The organism is Phycicoccus sp. Soil748, assembly GCF_001428025.1.
Classification (GTDB): Bacteria; Actinomycetota; Actinomycetes; order Actinomycetales; family Dermatophilaceae; genus Pedococcus.
This window is the reverse complement of the sequence record NZ_LMSC01000012.1, coordinates 214,963-234,126: the sequence shown is the minus strand read 5'-3', so window position 1 is coordinate 234,126 and position 19,164 is coordinate 214,963. Positions and strand designations below refer to the sequence as shown.

Genomic DNA, 19,164 nt, shown 5'->3' with positions numbered 1-19,164 from the left:
CGGTGATTGAACCACGCTCAGGGGCAGCCGGTGAGCCACCCGGGACGAGGGTTGAGGGTGTCGCCGCACCAGCTGAGGTCGTCGTCGTAGTGCACCTCGAACGCCTCCAGCCTGGCGTCCCCCAGCAGCGCCCTGCACATCGCCGCCGAGCCTGCGACGAGGGTGCTGTCCCAGTCGATCTCCGTGGCGATGCACCAGGCACGGTCGGGCGGCCAGACGAGGTTGGCCGACTGGGGCCAGTGGGGCTGCATACCCGGCCACCGCGTCACCGGCGCCCTCGGTGTCTCGAAGACCAGGTAGTCCCTTCCCCGGCCGCGCACCAGCTCTCCCAGCTCGTGGCGACCCTCCGTCCAGGACCCGAAGCCGTCCCACACCGCCTGGTAGAGGCGCCCCTCACCGGGGCAGTGGTCGAGGACCGCCCCGAGGGTGGAGGCAGGGACGGAGCCCTCGTCCGGGTCGATGTCGCTGTGCCGGCCGTCGCCGCGGAAGTCGGCCGCGATGCAGCACCACTGGGCGAGCGGATGGATGAGGCACCCGGACGCCGCCGCCACCTGCGCCCAGGTCCGGCCGTCGCCCGGCGGGTGCAGGACGCGCACCACCGCCTCGTAGCCAGTCGGCACCACGGCCCCCACCGGGACCCCGCGAGCACCTGCGGCGCGCCACTCGACCAGACGGGGCTGCAGCCAGTCACCCACGCCGGGGTCGTGCAGGCGTCGGACCTCGTCCACTCAGGCGCTCCCAGCCAGGGCGAGCCGCACCGGCCGGCCCAGGATGGAACCGAGGCGACGCGTCTCGTCCTCGAGGCCCTGCCGTGGCACCGGTCGGTCGTCGTCGAACCCAGTGACCTCGACGTGGTCGGCACGCACCTTCCACGTGCCACTGACCACCCCGCCGACGATGACGAGGTTCGCTTTGCGGGTCACGGCGTCGCGCCGCGACGCGGGGGTGACACTCTCGTCCTTCGTACCCGGCCCCATGACCCACTGGTCGTGGCCGGGCAGGAACCGCACCTCGTTCGAGGGCTCCGCCGCCAGCAGCGCCTCGACGTCCTCGTGCAGGACGTAGGCGGTCGTGCCGTCGACGTCGAGGGGCACGAGCCGCTCCGACAGCGAGGCGAGCCAGCCGTCGATGCGTCGGCGGCCGGCACTGAGCCCGTTGCCCAGCCAGTAGTGCACGTGGTCGCGCGTCGCCGGGCCGTAGCTGCGGAAGTAGGACTCGACCGCGTGGTGCCCTGCCTCGTCGAGGTCGGGGATGCCCTGCCAGCGCGGGGTGGTGTCGAGCCGCTGGAAGGTGGCCCGGCCGCCCCGCGGTGGACCGAAGCCCATGTCGCCCTGCCAGGTCAGCGGTTTGACCAAGGTGCCCGCGCCGTCGTCGAACACCGCACGCAGGTGCCGGTAGTCACGGTGCCGGGTCACCGCGGCACCCAGCTCGGCCACGGTGAGCGGGCCGCCGGACAGCGCCTCGCGCACCGCAGTGCGGAACGCCGGCCAGGCCTGTGGTGTGAGCCCGTAGAAGTCGACCCAGCTCGTGCGCTCCCACTGCCGCCCCGCTGCGCGCAGCGCGAGGTAGGCCCCGCCGTCCTCCGGCGACAGGTAGTGCACGGCACCCCGGAAGGCGAAGGCCTTGACCACCTCACCGTCGGCCAGCGCCTCGGCCAGCTCGCCGGGGCGTGAGCGCGTACGCCGCGTGCGCACGGCCAGCTCGGCCAGCGAGTCGTCCATGGCCGGCACCGCGCCGAGTCGCTGCACGACTCCCCCGACCGACTCGTCACCGACCGGGTCGAGCAGCTGGCGCCCCAGCCGCCACGCCAGCGCCCGTGGCCAGCTGACCGATGCCTCGGACCGCGCCTCCATGCGGACACCCTCGCACCGGACGCGGCCGTCTCGCCACCGTCAGCACCACGTGGGGACCGGCCGCGAGAGCTATCCCGCCACCACCGAGACGACGTTCATGACCACCATCCACAGCCCGAGGACAGCACCGATGAGCATCGGCAGCAGCGCGGCTTGCCGCCCCGCCACGCGGGCCTTGTTGCCGAACCAGACTGCCGCGGCGCAGGGCAGGAGGAACAGGACGATGGCGGGTACCCCGGCGACGAGGCCGACCCACAGGGGGACGTTGGCCTCCTCGGGCTTGTAGCCGAGGAGCGCGTAGAGGCCCTGCCCCACGGCGAACGCCACGATGAAGAACAGCGGGATGGATCCCACGGCGATCCACGCCCGGGTGAAGTTGCTTCCGCTGCTGCTGGTGCGATGGGCTCCGACGTGCGGAGCGCGGTTGGTGGTTGCCATCACACACCTCCCTGTCCACCTCCAGCGTGGCAGCCATGCAGCGGCAGGACAGGGGCCTTCGGTCCCGCACCTCGACCGACCGCACCTCGACCGACCGCACGACGACCGGTCCACGGCAGGGCACGGGGTCCTATGGTGGGTCGCGTGAGTCCCAGGCCCGGCGAGGTGCTGGACGGTCTGGTCGCCTCCGGGCAGGAGCCCGGCGCGGCCGTCGCCGTCGTGCGGGACGGGCTGGTGGAGGTCGACCACGCCGGCGGCACCCGCGACGACACCGCACCGTGGACGCCCGACACCCTGGTGATGACCTTCTCGGTCGCCAAGCCGTTCGCCGCCCTGACCCTCCTGAGCGCCGTGGGCGAGGGAACCCTCGACCTGGACCAGCCCGTCGCCTCTGCGTGGCCGGAGTACGGGTGCCGGGGCAAGCAGGCGACGACCCTGCTACAACTGCTCTCGCACCAGGCCGGACTGCCTGCCTTCCCGGAGGAGGCGGCGCGCCTCGAGTACGACGACCGGGACGCGCTCGTGGAGTTGCTGGCCGGCGCTGCGCCCGTCCACGCACCGGGCGCGGGAGTCGCCGAGCACGCCCTCACCTACGGCCACCTCCTCGACGAGGTGCTGCGTCGGGCCACCGGCGTGCCGCTGGCGGAGCGGTTCGCGGGCATCGCCCGGGCCGCCGGGTGGGACCTGCACCTGCGACTCGAGGAGCCCGACCTCGCTCGGGTCGCCCGTCTGGTGGAACCCACTGACGACTGGGCAGCTGCGTACCTCGCGGACCCCCGGTGGGGGCCGGCGCTCGGTCGGCCCGCGGGCCTGCTCGACCCCGAGGTGCTGAACTCCGACCACTTCCGGCGCACCGCCTTCCCGGCCGTGTCCCTGCACGCCAACGCCCTGTCTCTCGCCCGGTTCTACGACGACGTGCTCCGGCCGGACGGGTATGTCGCGGGGCTGCTCGGGCGCGACCTGTGGCGGGCCTACACCTCCCCCGCGGCGAGCGGCTACGACGGGGTCATCGGTCGGGACGTCACGTGGACGCTGGGGTTCCAGCTCGACGACGAGGACGGCCGCGTCGACCTGGGGATGGGCGGCGCCGGTGGGTGCGCCGCGTGGGCCGAGCCCGCCGCGGGGTACGGCGCCGCCTACCTCACCCGCGGGCTGGGTGGCCACGCCCGCGCGGACCAGGTGTGGGAGGCGGTCCACGCGGAGTACACCCCGGGGTCCACCGGGAACGCAGAAGGGCCCGGCCTGCCGAAGCAGACCGGACCCTCACGAACGTCGGGCTGACAGGATTTGAACCTGCGACCCCTTGACCCCCAGTCAAGTGCGCTACCAAGCTGCGCCACAGCCCGTTCTTGAGTTGTCACCCCGCGCCGGAACCGTGCCGAGGCAGGTCCGCGGGAGCGAACGAAACCCTAGCGCACGCCATACCGCTGCTTGAAATCGGTATGGCGTGCACCGGCTTCCGACGGTCGCCTACTTGCGGCGGCGCTTCTCGCGGACGCGCACCGAGACCTCGATCGGCGTCCCCTCGAAGCCGAACTCCTCACGCAGGCGACGCTCGAGGAACCGGCGGTAGCCGGCCTCGAGGAAGCCCGAGGCGAAGACCACGAACCGCGGGGGGCGGGTCGAGGCCTGGGTCGCGAACAGGATGCGCGGCTGCTTGCCACCGCGCACCGGGTGGGGGTTGGACGCGACGATCTCGCCGAAGAACGCGTTCAGGCGGCCGGTCGGCACGCGGAAGTCCCACGAGTCGAGCGACTTCTCGAGTGCGGGCACGAGCTTCTCGACGGCGCGACCCGTCTTGGCCGAGATGTTGACGCGCGGCGCCCACGGGATCTGCACGAGCTCGCGCTCGATCTCGCGCTCGAGGTAGTAGCGGCGCTCCTCGTCGAGCAGGTCCCACTTGTTGTAGGCGACGACCAGTGCGCGACCGGCGTCGATGACCTGCTGCACCACGCGGATGTCCTGCTCGGCGATCGACTGCTCGGCGTCGATGAGGACGACGGCGACCTCGGCCTTCTCGAGCGCGGTCTGCGTGCGCAGCGAGGCGTAGAAGTCGGCGCCGCGGGTCTGGTGCACGCGGCGACGGATGCCGGCGGTGTCGACGAAGCGCCAGGTCTTGCCTCCGAGCTCGATGAACTCGTCGACGGGGTCGCGGGTGGTGCCGGCGACGTTGTCGACGACGACGCGGTCCTCACCGGCGAGCTTGTTGAGCAGCGAGGACTTGCCGACGTTGGGACGCCCGATGAGCGCCACCCGGCGCGGGCCACCCCGCTGGTAGGCCTCGGAGTTGGCGGCGACCGACGGCAGCACCTCGAGGACGGCGTCGAGGACGTCGCCGCTCCCCCGGCCGTGCAGCGCCGAGACGGGCCAGGGCTGGCCGAGACCGAGGTTCCACAGGGCGGCGGCGTCGGCCTCGGTGCGCTGGTCGTCGACCTTGTTGGCCACGAGCACGACCGGCTTGCCGGAGCGGCGCAGCAGCTTCACGACCGCCTCGTCGTCGTCGGTGGCCCCGACCGTCGCGTCGACGACGAACATGACCACGTCCGCGAGGTCGACGGCGACCTCGGCCTGCTCGGCGACGCGCAGGTGGATGCCGGTGGCGTCGATCTCCCAGCCGCCGGTGTCGACGAGGGTGAACCGGCGCCCGGCCCAGTCGGCGTCGTAGGCGACACGGTCACGGGTCACCCCGGGCACGTCCTCGACGACGGCCTCGCGGCGGCCGAGGATGCGGTTGACGAGGGTCGACTTGCCGACGTTGGGACGGCCGACGACCGCGACGACCGGCAGCGGCCCGCTGCCGACGACGAAGCCGTCCTCGTCGAGCTCGCCGTCGATGAGCGAACGGTCCTCGTCGGTGAGGTCGAAGTCCTCAAGTCCCACGCGCAGGGCGCGCTCGACAGTCGAGTCGTCGGTCAGGTGCTCACTCACGAAAGGTCCTTGCGTCGGTCTGTGGTCCGGCCACGCGCGCGGTATCGCGCAGGGCCGCCCCACATTGTCGCGCACTTTCGGGTGCGGCCAGGACACGCGCCGCTGCGCGGCACCCTCCTCTCCCTCGCCTCTCCCGCCTCAGGACCCCGGGGGCCGCCCGCGGTTCACGCCTTCGCGCGCGCCCCGTCGTCGTCGGGCAGCGCGACCTGGTGACGCACGGAGGCCTCGGACACGTGGTCGGCGAGGACGTCGCGCAGCTGGGTCGTGGCGGCCGCCAGGCGGGCGCGGCCCTTGAGCCCGGTGTCGGCAGCCAGCTCCACGGGGTGGCCGAACTCGACGACCATGCGGCTGCCGAGCCTCGGCAGCGAGCCCGTCGAGGCGCCTGTCGCCCTGGTGCCGAGGAACGCCACCGGCACGACCGTCGCGCCACCCTGGAGAGCCAGCCAGGCAGCGCCCTGCTGCACGGCGGAGACGTCACCGCGACCCCTGGTCCCCTCGGGGAAGATGCCCACGGCGCCGCCCGACCTGAGGACGGCCACCGCAGAGGTCAGGGCGCTGCGGTCCCCGGAGTTGCGGGTCACGGGGATGTGGCCGATGAACCGCAGGAACCACCCGAGCAGGCCCTTGAACAGCTCGCGCTTGACGAGCACGCAGGTCGGGCGCGGCGCGAGCGCGGGCAGCATCGGGCCGTCGAGGACACCCACGTGGTTGCCGACGAAGAGGACCGGTCCGCCCTTCGGCACGCGGTCACGACCCACCGTGGTCACCCGGTAGAGCGTGCCGAACAGCACCCGGCCGACGACGATGTTGATCATCACCCGCCACCGGGGGGTGACCGCAGGGGCCGGGGGCGCGGCGGTCACACGCCGGCCTTGGCCGGGGCCTCCCGGCGGACGACGTCGATGACCGCCGCGACGCTCTGCTCGAAGTCCAGGTCGGAGGTGTCGACGAGGTGCACGCCCTCGGCGGCCTCGGTGAACTCGGAGACGGTGGAGTCGTCGGCGTCCCGGCGCACGATCTGGTCGCGGGTGGCCTCGACGGCGTGGTCGGCGTCGTGGCCGTGCAGGTCCTTGGACCGTCGGCGCAACCGCGCCTCGACGCTGGCCGTGAGGAGCACCCGGACGTCGGCGTCGGGGGCCACGACCGTGGTGATGTCGCGCCCCTCCGCGACCACTCCCCCGGTCTGCGTGGCGACCTGGTCGATGAGGTCGCGCTGGAGCTGCTGCAGCACCGGGCGGACCCCGGTGTTGGTGGCGACCTTCGACACGACCTCGCTCACGCGCGTCGTGCGGATGTCGTCCTCGATCTCGCGGCCACTGACCCGCACGCTGGCGTGGGCCGGGTCGGTGCCCATCTCCAGCGGGATGTCGCGCGAGGCCTGCTCCACGGCAGCGGCGTCGTCGAGGTCGACCCCCTCCTCGAGGCACCACCAGGTGACCGCGCGGTACATGGCGCCGGTGTCGAGGTAGCCGATGCCGAGCTCGCGGGCCACCGCCCGCGAGACGCTGGACTTGCCGGACCCGGAGGGGCCGTCGATCGCCACGACGAGGTGCTCACTGCTCATGGCCGACAAGCCTATGGGCAGGCGTGCGACCGGCGCGACGCCCGTCCGCGGGGACCGCCCTGCCCCGCGACGCGCCTCGGCCGGCGGCCGGTCAGGCGTGCAGGCGCCAGCCGCGGGCCTGCAGCTCGTCGGCGAGCCGGGAGGCCACCGCGGGAAGCACCGAGACCTCCGCGAGGCCGAACGGCTGCCCCAGCCCGTGCTCGAGGTGCAGGTCCTCGAGGTTGACCCCGGCGTCGCCCACGTCGTGCAGCAGCCGGGCCAGCTGTCCCGGCTGGTCGGGCACGAGCACCACCACGGTCGAGTACGCCGTGGGCGCGGCACCGTGCTTGCCCGGGATCCTCGCGTGGCCGGCGTTCCCCTGGGCGACGACCCTCGCCAGCACCTCCCGGGCGCCCACCCCGTCGCCGCCGGTCAGGGTGTCCAGCGCGGCGATGACCTCGCCGAGCTCGTCGTGCACGTGCGCGAGGACCTCCCGGACCGCCCCGGCGTTGCCGGCCAGGATCTGGGTCCACAGCTGCGGGTCGCTGGCCGCGATGCGGGTGACGTCACGGATGCCCTGCCCGGACAGCGCCACGGCTGGGTCGGACAGGTCACGCAGGCGACCGGCGACCAGTGAGGCAGCGAGCTGGGGCACGTGGGACACCGCCGCCACCGCGGCGTCGTGGTCTGCCGGGCTCATCACGCTCACCGTGCCGCCAGCGGCCAGGGCGAGTGCGCGGACGGTCTCGACGGCAAACGGCGAGGACGCGTCGCCCGGCACCACGACCCAGGCCCGGCCGTCGAACAGGTCTCCCCTGGCCGCGACAGCGCCGGACCGCTCGCGGCCGGCCATGGGGTGCGACCCTACGTACCGCGTGAGGTCGCCCCCCAGGGCCCGCACCTGGTCGAGGACGGCCACCTTGACGGAGGCGACGTCGGTGACCACCGCCGAGGACCACCGCTCGAGCTCGTCGGCGACCACCTGCCCCGCCACGTCGGGCGGTGCGGCGACCACGACGACGTCTGGTGCCGCGTCGTCCGGGGAGGCGACCGCCCCGGCCCCGAGGTCCCGCGCCAGCGCGGTCGCGGTGGGCGACGGGTCGGTGAGCACCACGGCATACCCGGCGCGGGACAGGGCGATGCCCAGGCTCGTGCCGATGAGGCCGGTGCCGACGATCCTGACGCGTGGGGTCACGAGGCGAAGGCTACCGACGCGCCGTGACCCGCCGCTCTAGAGTCCGGCTGCGGTGTAGAGCTTGCCGACCTCGTCCTTGTTGAGCTTGCGCATCTTGCCGGGCTTGGTGTCGCCGAGGTGGATCGGGCCGACCTGCACGCGCACCAGCGACAGGACGGGGTGGCCGACGGCTTCGAGCAGGCGCCGCACGATGTGCTTGCGCCCCTCGTGCAGGACCACCTCGACCAGCGCCTTGCCGGGCTGGGAGTCGATGATCCTGAACGAGTCGACCGACGCCGGACCGTCCTCGAGGGTCACGCCCTCGCGCAGCTGCTTGCCGATGTCGCGCGGCACGGGGCCGGGGATCTGCGCCAGGTAGGTCTTGAGGACGCCGTATTGGGGGTGCTGGAGGCGGTGGGCGAGCTCGCCGTCGTTGGTGAGCAGCAGCAGGCCCTCCGTGTCGGCGTCGAGCCGGCCGACGTGGAAGAGACGCTCGGTGCGGTTGCCGACGTAGTCGCCGATGTTGATCCGGCCGAGCTCGTCGTTCATGGTCGTGACGACGCCGAGCGGCTTGTTGAAGGCGAAGTAGACGCGGCTCTCGTCGAGCTGGACCTTGACGCCGTCGACGTGGACGGTCTGGTCGGGACGGATGCGGACACCGAGCTCGGTGACGACGTGCCCGTCGACCTCGACGCGCCCCTCGCTGATGAGGTTCTCGCAGACCCGGCGCGAGCCGACGCCCGCCGCCGCGAGCAGCTTCTGCAGCCGGACGCCGTCGGGGTCGTGGACGTCGACGGTCGGCACGGGCTGCTCGCGCGGGACCCGGGTGGGCTGGCTGCGCTTGGTCGTGCCGGAACTGCCGCGCTGGGGCCGCTCGGGCCGGCCCTGCGCGCCACCGCGCGGACCTGGCCGACCGCCCGTGCCGCCGGCACCACGGCCACCAGCACCGCCGCGGCCACCGGCTCCGCGGCCGCCGCCCTGCCCGGCACCGGACCCCGGGCGACCACCGCCGGAACGGCTCGCACCGGAGCCTCCGGCGCGACCACCTCCGCCGCCTCGGCCCGATCCGGCTCCGCTGTCTCTGCTGCGTGGGGGTGTCATCCGCGTCCCTGTTCTGCTATCTCGTCGAGCACGTCGATCTCGGGAAGGTACGGCGCGAGGGCCGGGAGGTCGTCGAGGCTGCCGAGCCCCAGACGCTGGAGGAAGTAGGCGGTGGTGCCGTAGAGCACGGCGCCGCCCTCGGTCTCGGTGCCGAGCTCCTCGATGAGGCCACGGTTGACCAGGGTGCGCACGACGCCGTCGACGTTGACGCCACGCACCGCGGACACCCGCGACCGGGAGATGGGCTGGCGGTAGGCGATCACCGCAAGGGTCTCGAGGGACGCCTGGGTGAGCTTGGCCTGCTGGCCGTCGAGGAGGAACTTCTCGACCACCGGTGCGTAGTCGGAGCGGCTGTAGACCCGCCACCCGCCGGCCACTGACCGCAGCGTGAACCCGCGCTGCTGCGCGGCGTACTCGGCCTCGAGCTTCTCGAGGTGGCTGCGCACGTCGTCGACGGGCAGCTCCAGGGCGGAGGCGAGCGCCATCTCGGTGACGGGCTCGTCGACGACCATGAGCACGGCCTCGATCGCGCCACGGGCGCCGCCCGGGAAGTCGTTGACGTCGAAGGCGATCTGCTCCTCGGCGACCACCTCTGGCTCCACGGGCGTCTCGTCGGCGACCACCCCCGCGTCCACCTCGACCGCCGCGTCGGGTCCGGCCGCCGCGACGGGCTCAGGTTGCTGCTCACTCATCGGTCGTCTTCTCCTCGTCGCCTGCGTCGTCGGTCGTGCCGTCGCGCTCGTCGCCCTCGTCCAACTCGTCGCCCTCGTCGAACTCGTCACTGACCTCGATGTCGCCGTCGTCCGTGCCGGTCCAGCGCACGGTGAGCTCGCCGAGGGCCTCGGCCTGCTCGAACGCGATGGCCGCCTCCCGGAACAGCTCCAGCAGGGCCAGGAACCGCGCCACGATGACCAGCGTGGAGTCGGCGTCGGCCACCAGCGACCGGAACGAGCAGACCCGTTCGGTGCGCAGCCGGGTCCCGATGAGGCCGGCCTGCTCGCGGACGCTGACCTGTGGCGCGTGCAGGTGCTCGAGCCCCACCGTCGGCGGCACCTTCGGGGTCATCGCCCGGGCGGCGACCATGGCGAGCTGCTCGGGGGTGATGTTGATGACGAGCTCGGGCAGGAGCTTGGCGAACTGCGGCTCGATACCGGCCTGCCGCGGGGTCATCCGCCCGGCGGTGGCCATCCGCTCGGCGAAGGTGAACGCGATGTCCTTGAACGCGCGGTACTGCAGCAACCGCGCGAACAGCAGGTCGCGGGCCTCGATGAGGGCGAGGTCCTCCTCGTCCTGCGGACCGGTCTGCGGCAGCAGTCGGGCCGACTTGATGTCGAGCAGCGTCGCGGCGATGAGCAGGAACTCGGAGGCCTGCCCCAGGTCCCACTCGGAGTCCGAGGACTGGGCGGCCTTGATGTGGGCGATGAACTCGTCGGTCACCTTCGCCAGGGCGATCTCGGTGATGTCGAGCTTGTGCTTGCTGATGAGCCCGAGCAGCAGGTCGAACGGTCCGGAGAACACGTCCAGGTGCACCTCGAACGGGGCACCGCCGCTGCGACGGGTGATGACGCCGCCGGGGGTGACCTGTCCGGCAGACGGCCCCTCGACGGCGGTGGCCGCCTCGGTCACCTCGTCAGGCCGCCCCACCACGGGCAATCAGCTCTCGGGCCAGCTGCCGGTACGACGCGGCGGCGCCGTGCGTGGACGCGTAGGTGGTGATCGGCTCGGCGGCGAGCGTGGCGTCGGGGAACTTGACCGTCCGGCTGATGACCGTGTGGAACACCTGGTCGCCGAAGTGGTCGACGACGCTGCGCACGACCTCCTTGCTGTGCAGGGTGCGCGAGTCGTACATCGTCGCGAGGATGCCGTCGACCTGCAGGCGCGGGTTGAGGCGGTCGGTGATCTTGTCGATCGTCTCGACGAGCAGGGCGACCCCGCGCATGGCGAAGAACTCGCACTCCAGCGGGATGATCACGCCGTGCGCCGCGGTGAGGGCGTTGACCGTGAGCAGGCCCAGCGAGGGCTGGCAGTCGATGAGGATGACGTCGTAGTCGTCCATGACCGGGCGCAGGACCCGGGCGAGGATCTGCTCGCGGGCGACCTCCCCGACCAGCTGCACCTCGGCGGCCGACAGGTCGATGTTGGCCGGGATGACGTCGAGGTTGTGGGTGGCGGTCGTCTGGATGACGTCACGGACGTCGTGCCCGCGCTCGACGAGCAGGTTGTAGATGGTGACGTCGAGCTCGTTGGCACGGACGCCGAGGCCCACCGACAGCGCACCCTGGGGGTCGAAGTCGACGAGCAGCACCCGGCGACCCACCTCGGCGAGGGCGGCACCCAGGTTGATGGTGGTCGTCGTCTTGCCGACGCCACCCTTCTGGTTGCACATGGCGATGATGCGCGCAGGACCGTGGCTGGGCAGGGGTGCGGGGTCGGGGAAGTCCGGCATGGCACGACCGGTCGGGCCGAGCAGGCCGGGACCCACCGTCTCCGTGCCGGGCAGCCGCGCGTGGTCGCGCTCGGTGCTGCTGGACGTCTCCGGGGTGCCCTGGGCGGACGGTTGCGACTGCGTGGTCACCTCAGGTTCCACAGGCGTTTCACTCCCGGTGAGTTGGCGTTCGACGGTCAGCCTCGCGCTGATCGGGACGACCCTATCAGCGGGCACGGGGGTGGCTCTGGGCGTAGACCTCACGTAGCCTCTGCACCGTGACCAGCGTGTAGATCTGGGTCGTCGTGACCGAGGCGTGGCCGAGCAGCTCCTGCACGACGCGCACGTCCGCGCCGCCGTCGAGCAGGTGCGTCGCGAAGGAGTGCCGCAGGGTGTGCGGCGAGACGTGGGCGGTCAGGTCGGCCCGCTCCGCCGCCGCCTTGAGCACCGCCCAGGCGGACTGCCGGGAGAGCCTGCCTCCGCGCTGGTTGAGGAAGACGGCGGGCGTCCCCCGCCCCTTGGCGGCGAAGGCGGGACGTCCCCGGACGAGGTAGGCGCCGACGGCCTCGGCGGCGTACGAGCCCAGCGGGACGACGCGCTCCTTGCTGCCCTTGCCGAAGAGCCGCACCACGCCCTCGCCGGTGTCGATGTCGTCGATGTCGAGACCGATGGCCTCGGAGATGCGGGCGCCCGCGCCGTACAGCACCTCGAGCAGCGCGCGGTCGCGCAGTGACGCCGGTGTGTCGCCGACGCTGGCGGCCTCCAGGAGCCGCTCGACCTCGTCGACGGCGATCGCCTTGGGCAGCCGGGCCGGTGGCTTCGGTGGGCTGACCGCACTGGCGGGGTCAGTGCGCACCTCACCCTCGAGGGCCAGGAAGCGATGGAGCCCGCGGACGGCCGCGAGGGTCCGCGCGGTCGACGACGCCGCGAGCGGCGGGTGGTCGGCGCTCCCCTCGCGCAGGGTGGCCAGGAAGTCGGCGACGTGGGCCTGCGTCACCTCCGCCGGTTCCAGCACCCCGCGCCCGGCGAGGTACTCGGTGTAGCGGCCGAGGTCGCGACGGTAGGACGTGAGCGTGTTGGCGGCGACGCCGCGCTCGACGTCGAGGTGGGCCAGCCAGCTGCGGACGGCACGCTCCATCGCGCTGGTCGGTGGCACGGATGGGAGTGTAGGCGGCATGAAGCTCTACGCAGACCTGCCGGGCCGCCGCACCCTCCAGATCCTCGCCGACCTCGGCCTGGTGGCCTGGGTCTGCCTGTGGGCCTGGGTCGGGCGGCTGGTCCACGACACGACGATGGAGCTCGCGGCGCCGGGTCACCAGCTGCAGGACGCCGGCTCGGGCTTCCGTCAGCAGATGAACGGAGCCGGCGACGCCGTGCGCGACGTGCCGCTGGTCGGCGACCAGATCGCCACGCCGTTCCGGAAGGCAGGCACCGCCGGCACCACCATCCAGCAGGCGGGGAGCGACCTGGTCGACGCCGTGACCCGGCTGGCGAACGTGCTCGGGTGGGTCACCGCCCTGGTGCCCATCCTCATCGTCGGGCTCATCTGGCTGTTCCTGCGGGGGCGCTTCGTGCGCCGGGCCACGGCAGCCCAGCGCTTCATCGACGAGGCGGCCGACCTCGACCTGTTCGCCCTGCGCGCCATGGCCCGCCAGCCGATGCGCAAGCTCGCCGCCATCTCCCCCGACCCCACCGGCGCCTGGCGGCGCGGCGAGGCGCCGACGATCAGGGCGCTGGCGCTGCTGGAGCTGCGCGACTCAGGCCTGCACCCGCCCGCGGCCTGAGGACTCGGTCAGCTCGCGCAGCCGGGCGGCGTGCTCGGCGGTGAGGGCACCGGGCTCCAGCTGCCAGGACCAGCCGCCCTCGATGCCGGGGGCGTTCATCCGGGCCGACGAGCCCAGCCCGAGCACGTCCTGCGCCTGCATCATGGCCAGGCCGCACGGCGTACCCAGCGCCAGCTCGACCATCGCCCAGCCGGGCTCGGCGTCGCCGTCGGCGGCGACGCCCTGCTCGCGCCAGGCGACGCGGACGAGCTCACGGCGGTGCTCGGGCAGCTCGGCCCACCAGCCGGCGACGGTGTCGTTGTCGTGGGTGCCGGTGTAGACCACTTGGTCGGGCGCGAGGTTGGCCAGGTCGTGGGTGTTGTACTCGTAGGCCGGCTCGAACCCGAACTGCAGCACCGCCATGCCGGGGAAACCCAGGGCCTTGCGCAGGTCGATGACCGGCTGGTCGATGTCGCCGAGGTCCTCGGCCAGCACCGGCAGCGTCCCGAGCGCCTCGCGCGCGGCGTCGAACACGGCGCGACCGGGCCCGGTCTCCCACTGTCCACCGAGCGCCGTCTCGTCACCGGCCGGGATCGCCCAGTACGCCGCGAAGCCGCGGAAGTGGTCGACCCGCACCAGGTCGAACAGCGCGAACGTCCGCCGCAGCCGCTCGACCCACCAGCGGTAGCCGTCCTGCGCCAGTACGTCCCAGCGGTAGAGCGGGTTGCCCCACAGCTGGCCGGTCGCGGCATACGCGTCCGGCGGGCAGCCGGCGACCGCGTCGTCACGGAAGAACTGCGGCCACGCGCGCTCGTCAGCACCGTCGGGCGCGACGTAGATGGGGACGTCCCCGAGGATCTGGATGCCCCGCTCGTGGGCGTGGGCGCGCAGGGCCGACCACTCACGGTCGAAACGCACCTGGTCGGCGAGGTCGCCGCCGAAGCTCGTCCACGAGTCGACCCAGTAGGCCTCCCGCTGGGCGAAGGCGTCCAGCTCCGCCTGGCTCACTGGGGCGTCCGGCTCCTCCAGCAGCGCCGCGGAGGCGGCGAACGCGGACGGCGACTTGTAGGGCGAGCGGTGCTGGTCGGGCACGGAGACGGGCAGCACCTGCCAGACCGACTGGCCGGCCTCGGCGAGCCAGTCGACGAAGTCACGCGCCGGCTCGCCGAGGCGTCCGCCGGGCAGCGAGGTGATGTGCAGCTGCACACCGCTGGCGCGCGCGGCGGTCAGCGGGTGGGTCCCGTCGGGGCCCTCAGGGGTCGGGGCCGTGGGGCTCGTGCCGGTCGTGTCCATGGGTCAGGCCTCCGCGCGCAGGATCTGGGGGTGCAGGTCCTCGGCAGGTGGCGTCCACACCGAGGCGTCGGCGTCGACCTGCTCGCCGGAGCGGATGTCCTTGACCTGGTCGGGGCCCGTGGCGCTGCCGTCGGCGGGCTCGCCCGCGCCGGGGAACCAGACGTACGGCATCCCCCGCCGCTCGGCGTACCGGATCTGCTTGCCGAACTTGGCCGGCTTGGGCGCGACCTCGCACGGTATGCCGCGGGCGCGCAGGGCGGTCGCCACGCGCGTCGAGGTGGGCCGACTGTCCTCGTCGTTGACGGCGACCAGGACGCAGGCCGGCGTCGAGCGGCTGGCGCTGAGCATCTTGTGGCCGAGCAGGAGGCCGAGGAGCCGGGAGACGCCGATGGAGATGCCGACCCCGGGGTAGGTCGTCCTGCCGTCGGACGCGAGCGAGTCGTAGCGGCCCCCGGAGCAGAACGACCCCCACGACTCGTGGCCGACGAGCTGGGTCTCGTAGACCGTGCCGGTGTAGTAGTCGAGGCCGCGGGCGATGCGCAGGTCGGCGACGAGCGCTCCGGGGGCGTTCGCCATACCGGTGTCGATGACGCGGGTCAGCGCCTCCAAGCCCTCGTCGAGGGTCGGGTGCTCGACGCCGAGCTCGCGGACGCGCTCGACGAACGACAGGTCCTCGGTGCGGATCGCCGCGAGCGCGAGGCACCGGTCGGCCTGCTCGCGCGTGAGGCCCGACTCGACGAGGAGGTCGGCGACCTTGGCCGGCCCGATCTTGTCGAGCTTGTCGACGATGCGCAGCGTCCCGATGACGTCGGTGACGCCGATCCCGAGGTAGAAGCCCTCGGGGATCTTGCGGTTGTTGACCTGGATGACCATCCGGCCGATCGGCAGTTTGGCGAACACCTCGGCCATGACGAGCGGGATCTCGGCCTCGAAGTGCGGCGCCAGCTCCCCCACGTCGACGACGTCGATGTCGGCCTGGGTGAACTCGCGGTAGCGGCCCTCCTGCGGCCGCTCGCCGCGCCACACCTTCTGGACCTGGTGCCGGCGGAACGGGAAGGCGAGGTGGCCGGCATTTTCGAGGACGTACCGCGCGAACGGCACGGTGAGGTCGAAGTGCAGGCCCAGCTCGGCGTCGGTGGTCTCCTCGCCGGCCAGCCGGGTCACGCCGTAGATCTCCTTGTCGGCGTCGCCGCCCTTGCCGAGCAGCCGGTCGACGGGTTCGACGGCCCGGGTCTCGATCGAGGGGAACCCGTGCAGCTCGAAGGTCTCGCGGATGATGTCGAGGAAGTGCTGCTCGACGATCCGCTCGGCGGGCAGGTACTCGGGGAAACCGCTGATCGGCGTGATCTTCACGCGCCCAATCCTTGCAGGTAGGGGTTGGTCGCCCGCTCGCGCTCCATCGTGGTGGCCCCGTAGTGCCCCGGGAGGACGAGCGTGGTGTCCGGCAGGGGCAGCACGACGTCGCGCAGGCTCCGGTCCATGGCCGCCGGGTCGCCACCGGGCAGGTCGGTGCGGCCGATCGACCCGGCGAAGAGGACGTCGCCGCTGAGGACAGTACGGTCCACGTCGACCTGGTCGGCCACCCCGTCCGGCACTGCGTCGACCGCGAACATGACCGAGCCCTCGGTGTGCCCGGGCGCGTGCAGCGCCTCCAGCGACAGGCCTGCGAGGTCGAGCCGGGTGCGGTCACGGATCTCCACGACGTTGCTCGGCTCGGTCCACGTGGCCTTGGCCCCGAACTGCTGCTCGAGCATCCCGACGAGACCGGGGTTGGCGTGGGCCAGCAGGTCCACGAGGCGGTAGCGGTCCTCCTCGTGGATGTACGCCGCCGTGTCGGCGCCGCAGACCGGCGTCACCGAGTAGACGTGGTCGATGTGGCCGTGGGTGAGCAGGACGGCGGCCGGGCGCAGCCGGTGCTCGGTGAGCACGGCGCGCAACGTCTCCTCCACACCGATCCCGGGGTCGACGATGACGCACTCCTCCCCCGCTGCCGGGGCCAGGACGTAGCAGTTCGTGTCGAAGGCGGCGGCGGGAAAGGCGACGGTCAGCACGGGCGGCAGCCTAGCGACCGGGCTGCCTGCCTAGACTGGCGCGCGTGACCAAGGAGCAGGAACGAGCCAGGGCGCGTCGACGCCAGGAAAAGCTGGACGCCCGCGCGGCGCAACGCGAGCGCGATGCCGCCAGGAACCGACAGGCCTTCGCCGTCGTGGCCGCGGTGCTGGTCGTCGTCCTGGCGTTCGTCGTCCTGGCCACCAAGCTCGGCGGTGACGACTCCCCCGCAGCCTCACCGAGCGCGACGACGACCCCGTCCACGACCGCCTCCTCCTCGGTCGCAGGGTGCACCGCTCCCCCGCCGCGCCCCACGACGATCAAGACGCAGGGACTCCCCGACAAGGCGACCGCCGCGGGCAAGACGTTCACCGCCGTCCTCACCACCAACTGCGGCGACATCACCCTGCAGCTCGACGGCGCGAAGGCTCCCCAGACCGTCGCCTCGTTCGTCGCCCTGGCGAAGAGCAGCTACTTCGACGACGCCCCGTGCCACCGCCTGACCACGCAGGGCATCTACGTGCTCCAGTGCGGCGACCCGCTCGGCGGGACCGGCACCGGCCCGGGCTACTCCTACGGCATCGAGAACGCGCCCAAGAACGGCCAGTACCCTGCCGGCTCCCTGGCGATGGCGCGCACCAGCGACCCGAAGTCGAACGCCGACCAGTTCTTCCTGGTCTACAAGGACACCGACCTCAGCAGTGTGCCCGAGGGGTACTCCATCTTCGGCACGGTGACCGGTGGAATGGATATTGTCGAGAAGATCGCCGCAGCAGGTGTGAGTGGTGGTGCCACCGATGGCGCCCCGGCTGCACCCATCAGCATCCTCAAGGTTGCTGTGACCGAGAAGAAGGCCTGACGTGACCGAGCAGACGCCCCCGGCAGACCCCACCGAGCCGCAGGACGGCGCCCCGACCGAGGCCACCGCCGTGGCCGACGCGCCGGAGCCCACGGCCACCGACCCGGAGCCCAGCGCCGCCGAGGCACCAGCAGCCGAGGTTCCGGAGGCCGAGCAGGGCCCCACCAACGGCGAGGCACCAGCCGCCGAGCCAGAGGCACCAGCCGACGAGCCGGAGGCACCAGCCGACGAGCCGGAGGCCCCCGCGGCTGAGGCAGCGCCCGCGGTCGAGGAGTCGGCGCCAGCTGCTGTCCAGGAGGCAGCGCCCGCCCCTGTCGAGGAGACGCCCGTGGCGGCGGCCGAGGAGGCAGCGCCCGCGGCTGCGCCGACGCCCAGCCCGCGGCCGCGACCGGTGCCCAAGCCTGCGACGGTCCCGTCCCCCGCGGCGGTGCGCAAGGTCGCCCACCCGCTTCCCACCCTGACCGCGGCGCCGCCGAGCGGCCCGCCGGCCGAGTCCTTCGGACGGGTGGCCGACGACGGCACCGTCTTCGTCAAGGTCGGCGACGAGGAGCGCGAGGTCGGCGCCTACCCGGGCGCCACGCCCGACGAGGCACTGCACTACTTCGCCCGCAAGTACGACGAGCTGTTCGCCTCCGCGGACCTGCTGCACCAGCGCCTGACCACCACGGACCTGTCCGCCAAGGACGCCGCCGAGGGGCTGGCGAAGGTGCGTGAACACGCTGCCGAGGCCAACGTCGTCGGCGACCTCGCCGCCCTCGAGGCCAAGATCGCCGACATCGCGACGGCGGTCGAGGAGCGCAAGAAGACGGAGAACGCCGAGCGCAGCGCCGCGCGCGCCGCTGCCGCCACCGAGCGCGAGGCGATCGTCGCGGAGGCCGAGAAGATCGCCGGCCAGCCCGAGAACAAGATCCAGTGGAAGACCAGCGGCGCCCGGATGCGTGAGCTGCTCGAGGAGTGGAAGAAGCACCAGCGCAGTGGCGCCCGCCTCGACCGCGAGACCGAGGGCGCCCTGTGGCAGCGGTTCAGCCAGGCCCGCAACTCCTTCGACAAGGCCCGCCGGGTCCACTTCGCCCAGCTCGAGACCACGCAGGGCGAGGCGAAGGCCGCCAAGCAGGCGCTCGTCACCGAGGCCGAGGCCCTGGCCACCAGCACCGACTGGGGCGCCACCGCCGGCGCCTTCAAACGACTGATGGACCGCTGGCGCCAGGCCGGTCGGGCCTCGCGATCGGACGACGACGCGCTGTGGGAGCGGTTCAAGGCCGCCCAGGACGCCTTCTTCACCGCCAAGGACGCCGAGGCGGCCAAGGAGGACGAGGAGTTCCGTGGCAACCTCGCTGTGAAGGAGGAGATCCTCAAGGAGGCCGAGGCGATCCTGCCCGTCACCGACCTCGACGCAGCCAAGGCGTCGCTGCGCGGCATCCAGGACCGCTGGGAGGCCGCCGGCAAGGTCCCGCGAGGCGACGTCGACCGCATGGAGAAGGCCATGCGCCGCATCGAGCAGGCCGTCCGTGACGCCGACGAGAAGCGCTGGCACAAGACCAACCCCGAGGTGGCCGCGCGCGCCCAGAGCATGGTCGACCAGCTCGAGTCCTCGGTCGCGTCCCTGCGTGCCGACGTCGAGAAGGCCGAGGCCTCCGGCAACGACAAGAAGCTCAAGGACGCGCGGAACAAGCTCGAGGCGCAGGAGCAGTGGCTCGCCCAGGCTCGCGGCAACCTCGACGAGTTCAGCGGCTGACCG

General features: G+C 72.7%; 19 protein-coding genes and 1 tRNA gene. 4 read left to right on the top strand and 16 right to left on the bottom strand.

Features of this window, described 5'->3' with window-relative positions; genetic code table 11:
- Positions 1 to 17: 17 nt before the first annotated feature.
- The 3 genes from ASG70_RS17360 to ASG70_RS17350 all read right to left on the bottom strand — a co-directional run bounded on the left by ASG70_RS17360 (position 18) and on the right by ASG70_RS17350 (position 2,291).
- Complete coding sequence (locus tag ASG70_RS17360) at positions 18 to 728, bottom strand: hypothetical protein (protein ID WP_056885082.1); 711 nt, start codon at positions 726 to 728, stop codon at positions 18 to 20.
- Complete coding sequence (locus ASG70_RS17355; RefSeq protein WP_056885081.1) at positions 729 to 1,853, bottom strand: DNA glycosylase AlkZ-like family protein; 1,125 nt, start codon at positions 1,851 to 1,853, stop codon at positions 729 to 731.
- A gap of 69 nt (positions 1,854 to 1,922) precedes the next feature.
- Positions 1,923 to 2,291 carry a hypothetical protein gene (locus ASG70_RS17350; RefSeq protein ID WP_056885080.1) on the bottom strand — a complete coding sequence of 123 codons (369 nt, stop codon included), beginning with the start codon at positions 2,289 to 2,291 and terminating at the stop codon, positions 1,923 to 1,925.
- 144 nt (positions 2,292 to 2,435) lie between these two features.
- Here ASG70_RS17350 and ASG70_RS19075 point away from each other — a divergent pair, with 144 nt between their 5' ends.
- The gene (locus ASG70_RS19075; RefSeq protein WP_162253938.1) at positions 2,436 to 3,572 is read left to right on the top strand and encodes a serine hydrolase domain-containing protein; all 1,137 of its coding nucleotides are present in this window, start codon (positions 2,436 to 2,438) and stop codon (positions 3,570 to 3,572) included.
- On the opposite strand, the gene ASG70_RS17340 is transcribed toward ASG70_RS19075, so the two are convergent.
- The 10 genes from ASG70_RS17340 to xerD all read right to left on the bottom strand — a co-directional run bounded on the left by ASG70_RS17340 (position 3,564) and on the right by xerD (position 12,639).
- Positions 3,564 to 3,637: transfer RNA gene (locus ASG70_RS17340), tRNA-Pro, on the bottom strand. The two genes, ASG70_RS19075 and ASG70_RS17340, sit on opposite strands and share 9 nt — an antisense overlap.
- Before the next feature lie 124 nt (positions 3,638 to 3,761).
- Positions 3,762 to 5,219 (bottom strand): ribosome biogenesis GTPase Der, encoded by a 1,458-nt coding sequence (gene der / locus ASG70_RS17335; protein WP_056885078.1) that lies wholly within the window; start codon positions 5,217 to 5,219, stop codon positions 3,762 to 3,764.
- Between the two features lie 164 nt (positions 5,220 to 5,383).
- The gene (locus ASG70_RS17330) at positions 5,384 to 6,082 is read right to left on the bottom strand and encodes a 1-acyl-sn-glycerol-3-phosphate acyltransferase (protein ID WP_235531563.1); all 699 of its coding nucleotides are present in this window, start codon (positions 6,080 to 6,082) and stop codon (positions 5,384 to 5,386) included.
- A complete protein-coding gene (cmk, locus tag ASG70_RS17325; RefSeq protein ID WP_056885076.1) occupies positions 6,079 to 6,783 on the bottom strand; it encodes a (d)CMP kinase in 705 nt (234 codons plus the stop codon). The genes ASG70_RS17330 and cmk overlap by 4 nt, the downstream gene beginning before the upstream one ends.
- 91 nt (positions 6,784 to 6,874) lie before the next feature.
- Entirely contained in the window at positions 6,875 to 7,957 is a 1,083-nt protein-coding gene (locus tag ASG70_RS17320) for a prephenate dehydrogenase (RefSeq protein WP_056885075.1), read from the bottom strand.
- Between the two features lie 36 nt (positions 7,958 to 7,993).
- Positions 7,994 to 9,037 carry a pseudouridine synthase gene (locus tag ASG70_RS17315; protein ID WP_056885074.1) on the bottom strand — a complete coding sequence of 348 codons (1,044 nt, stop codon included), beginning with the start codon at positions 9,035 to 9,037 and terminating at the stop codon, positions 7,994 to 7,996.
- The gene (scpB, locus tag ASG70_RS17310) at positions 9,034 to 9,729 is read right to left on the bottom strand and encodes an SMC-Scp complex subunit ScpB (protein WP_056885073.1); all 696 of its coding nucleotides are present in this window, start codon (positions 9,727 to 9,729) and stop codon (positions 9,034 to 9,036) included. Before scpB ends, ASG70_RS17315 begins: the two co-directional genes overlap by 4 nt.
- On the bottom strand, positions 9,722 to 10,663 hold the full coding sequence (locus ASG70_RS17305; protein WP_056885343.1) for a ScpA family protein: 942 nt from the start codon (positions 10,661 to 10,663) through the stop codon (positions 9,722 to 9,724). Before ASG70_RS17305 ends, scpB begins: the two co-directional genes overlap by 8 nt.
- A 4-nt stretch (positions 10,664 to 10,667) precedes the next feature.
- Entirely contained in the window at positions 10,668 to 11,483 is an 816-nt protein-coding gene (locus ASG70_RS17300) for a ParA family protein (protein WP_056885342.1), read from the bottom strand.
- Positions 11,484 to 11,688: 205 nt separating this feature from the next.
- The gene (xerD, locus tag ASG70_RS17295; RefSeq protein WP_056885072.1) at positions 11,689 to 12,639 is read right to left on the bottom strand and encodes a site-specific tyrosine recombinase XerD; all 951 of its coding nucleotides are present in this window, start codon (positions 12,637 to 12,639) and stop codon (positions 11,689 to 11,691) included.
- On the opposite strand from xerD, the gene ASG70_RS17290 reads away from it, so the two are divergent.
- Entirely contained in the window at positions 12,638 to 13,246 is a 609-nt protein-coding gene (locus ASG70_RS17290; protein ID WP_056885071.1) for a hypothetical protein, read from the top strand. The genes xerD and ASG70_RS17290 overlap by 2 nt on opposite strands.
- Here the strand turns inward: ASG70_RS17290 and ASG70_RS17285 are convergent.
- The 3 genes from ASG70_RS17285 to ASG70_RS17275 are packed head-to-tail and all read right to left on the bottom strand — an operon-like array spanning position 13,220 to position 16,569.
- Positions 13,220 to 14,518, bottom strand: coding sequence for a 4-alpha-glucanotransferase (locus tag ASG70_RS17285; RefSeq protein ID WP_082590970.1), 1,299 nt, complete (start codon positions 14,516 to 14,518; stop codon positions 13,220 to 13,222). The genes ASG70_RS17290 and ASG70_RS17285 overlap by 27 nt on opposite strands.
- A 3-nt stretch (positions 14,519 to 14,521) precedes the next feature.
- Positions 14,522 to 15,871 (bottom strand): histidine--tRNA ligase, encoded by a 1,350-nt coding sequence (gene hisS / locus ASG70_RS17280; protein ID WP_082590969.1) that lies wholly within the window; start codon positions 15,869 to 15,871, stop codon positions 14,522 to 14,524.
- Positions 15,868 to 16,569, bottom strand: a complete 702-nt coding sequence (locus ASG70_RS17275; protein ID WP_056885069.1) for an MBL fold metallo-hydrolase — start codon at positions 16,567 to 16,569, stop codon at positions 15,868 to 15,870. The genes hisS and ASG70_RS17275 overlap by 4 nt, the downstream gene beginning before the upstream one ends.
- Positions 16,570 to 16,613: 44 nt before the next feature.
- Here ASG70_RS17275 and ASG70_RS17270 point away from each other — a divergent pair, with 44 nt between their 5' ends.
- Positions 16,614 to 17,426, top strand: a complete 813-nt coding sequence (locus ASG70_RS17270; RefSeq protein ID WP_056885068.1) for a peptidylprolyl isomerase — start codon at positions 16,614 to 16,616, stop codon at positions 17,424 to 17,426.
- A 1-nt stretch (position 17,427) separates the two neighbouring features.
- Positions 17,428 to 19,161 (top strand): DUF349 domain-containing protein, encoded by a 1,734-nt coding sequence (locus ASG70_RS17265; protein ID WP_235531562.1) that lies wholly within the window; start codon positions 17,428 to 17,430, stop codon positions 19,159 to 19,161.
- Positions 19,162 to 19,164: the final 3 nt, after the last annotated feature.

What these genes read in the sequence shown, in the direction of transcription:
- ASG70_RS17290 (WP_056885071.1), top strand. Translation starts at nt 12,638, where the DNA reads ATGAAGCTCTACGCAGACCTGCCGGGCCGCCGCACCCTCCAGATCCTC.
- cmk (WP_056885076.1), bottom strand. Translation starts at nt 6,783, where the DNA reads ATGAGCAGTGAGCACCTCGTCGTGGCGATCGACGGCCCCTCCGGGTCC.
- scpB (WP_056885073.1), bottom strand. Translation starts at nt 9,729, where the DNA reads ATGAGTGAGCAGCAACCTGAGCCCGTCGCGGCGGCCGGACCCGACGCG.
- ASG70_RS17300 (WP_056885342.1), bottom strand. Translation starts at nt 11,483, where the DNA reads ATGCCGGACTTCCCCGACCCCGCACCCCTGCCCAGCCACGGTCCTGCG.
- ASG70_RS17285 (WP_082590970.1), bottom strand. Translation starts at nt 14,518, where the DNA reads ATGGACACGACCGGCACGAGCCCCACGGCCCCGACCCCTGAGGGCCCC.
- ASG70_RS17315 (WP_056885074.1), bottom strand. Translation starts at nt 9,037, where the DNA reads ATGACACCCCCACGCAGCAGAGACAGCGGAGCCGGATCGGGCCGAGGC.
- xerD (WP_056885072.1), bottom strand. Translation starts at nt 12,639, where the DNA reads ATGCCGCCTACACTCCCATCCGTGCCACCGACCAGCGCGATGGAGCGT.
- ASG70_RS17355 (WP_056885081.1), bottom strand. Translation starts at nt 1,853, where the DNA reads ATGGAGGCGCGGTCCGAGGCATCGGTCAGCTGGCCACGGGCGCTGGCG.
- ASG70_RS17350 (WP_056885080.1), bottom strand. Translation starts at nt 2,291, where the DNA reads ATGGCAACCACCAACCGCGCTCCGCACGTCGGAGCCCATCGCACCAGC.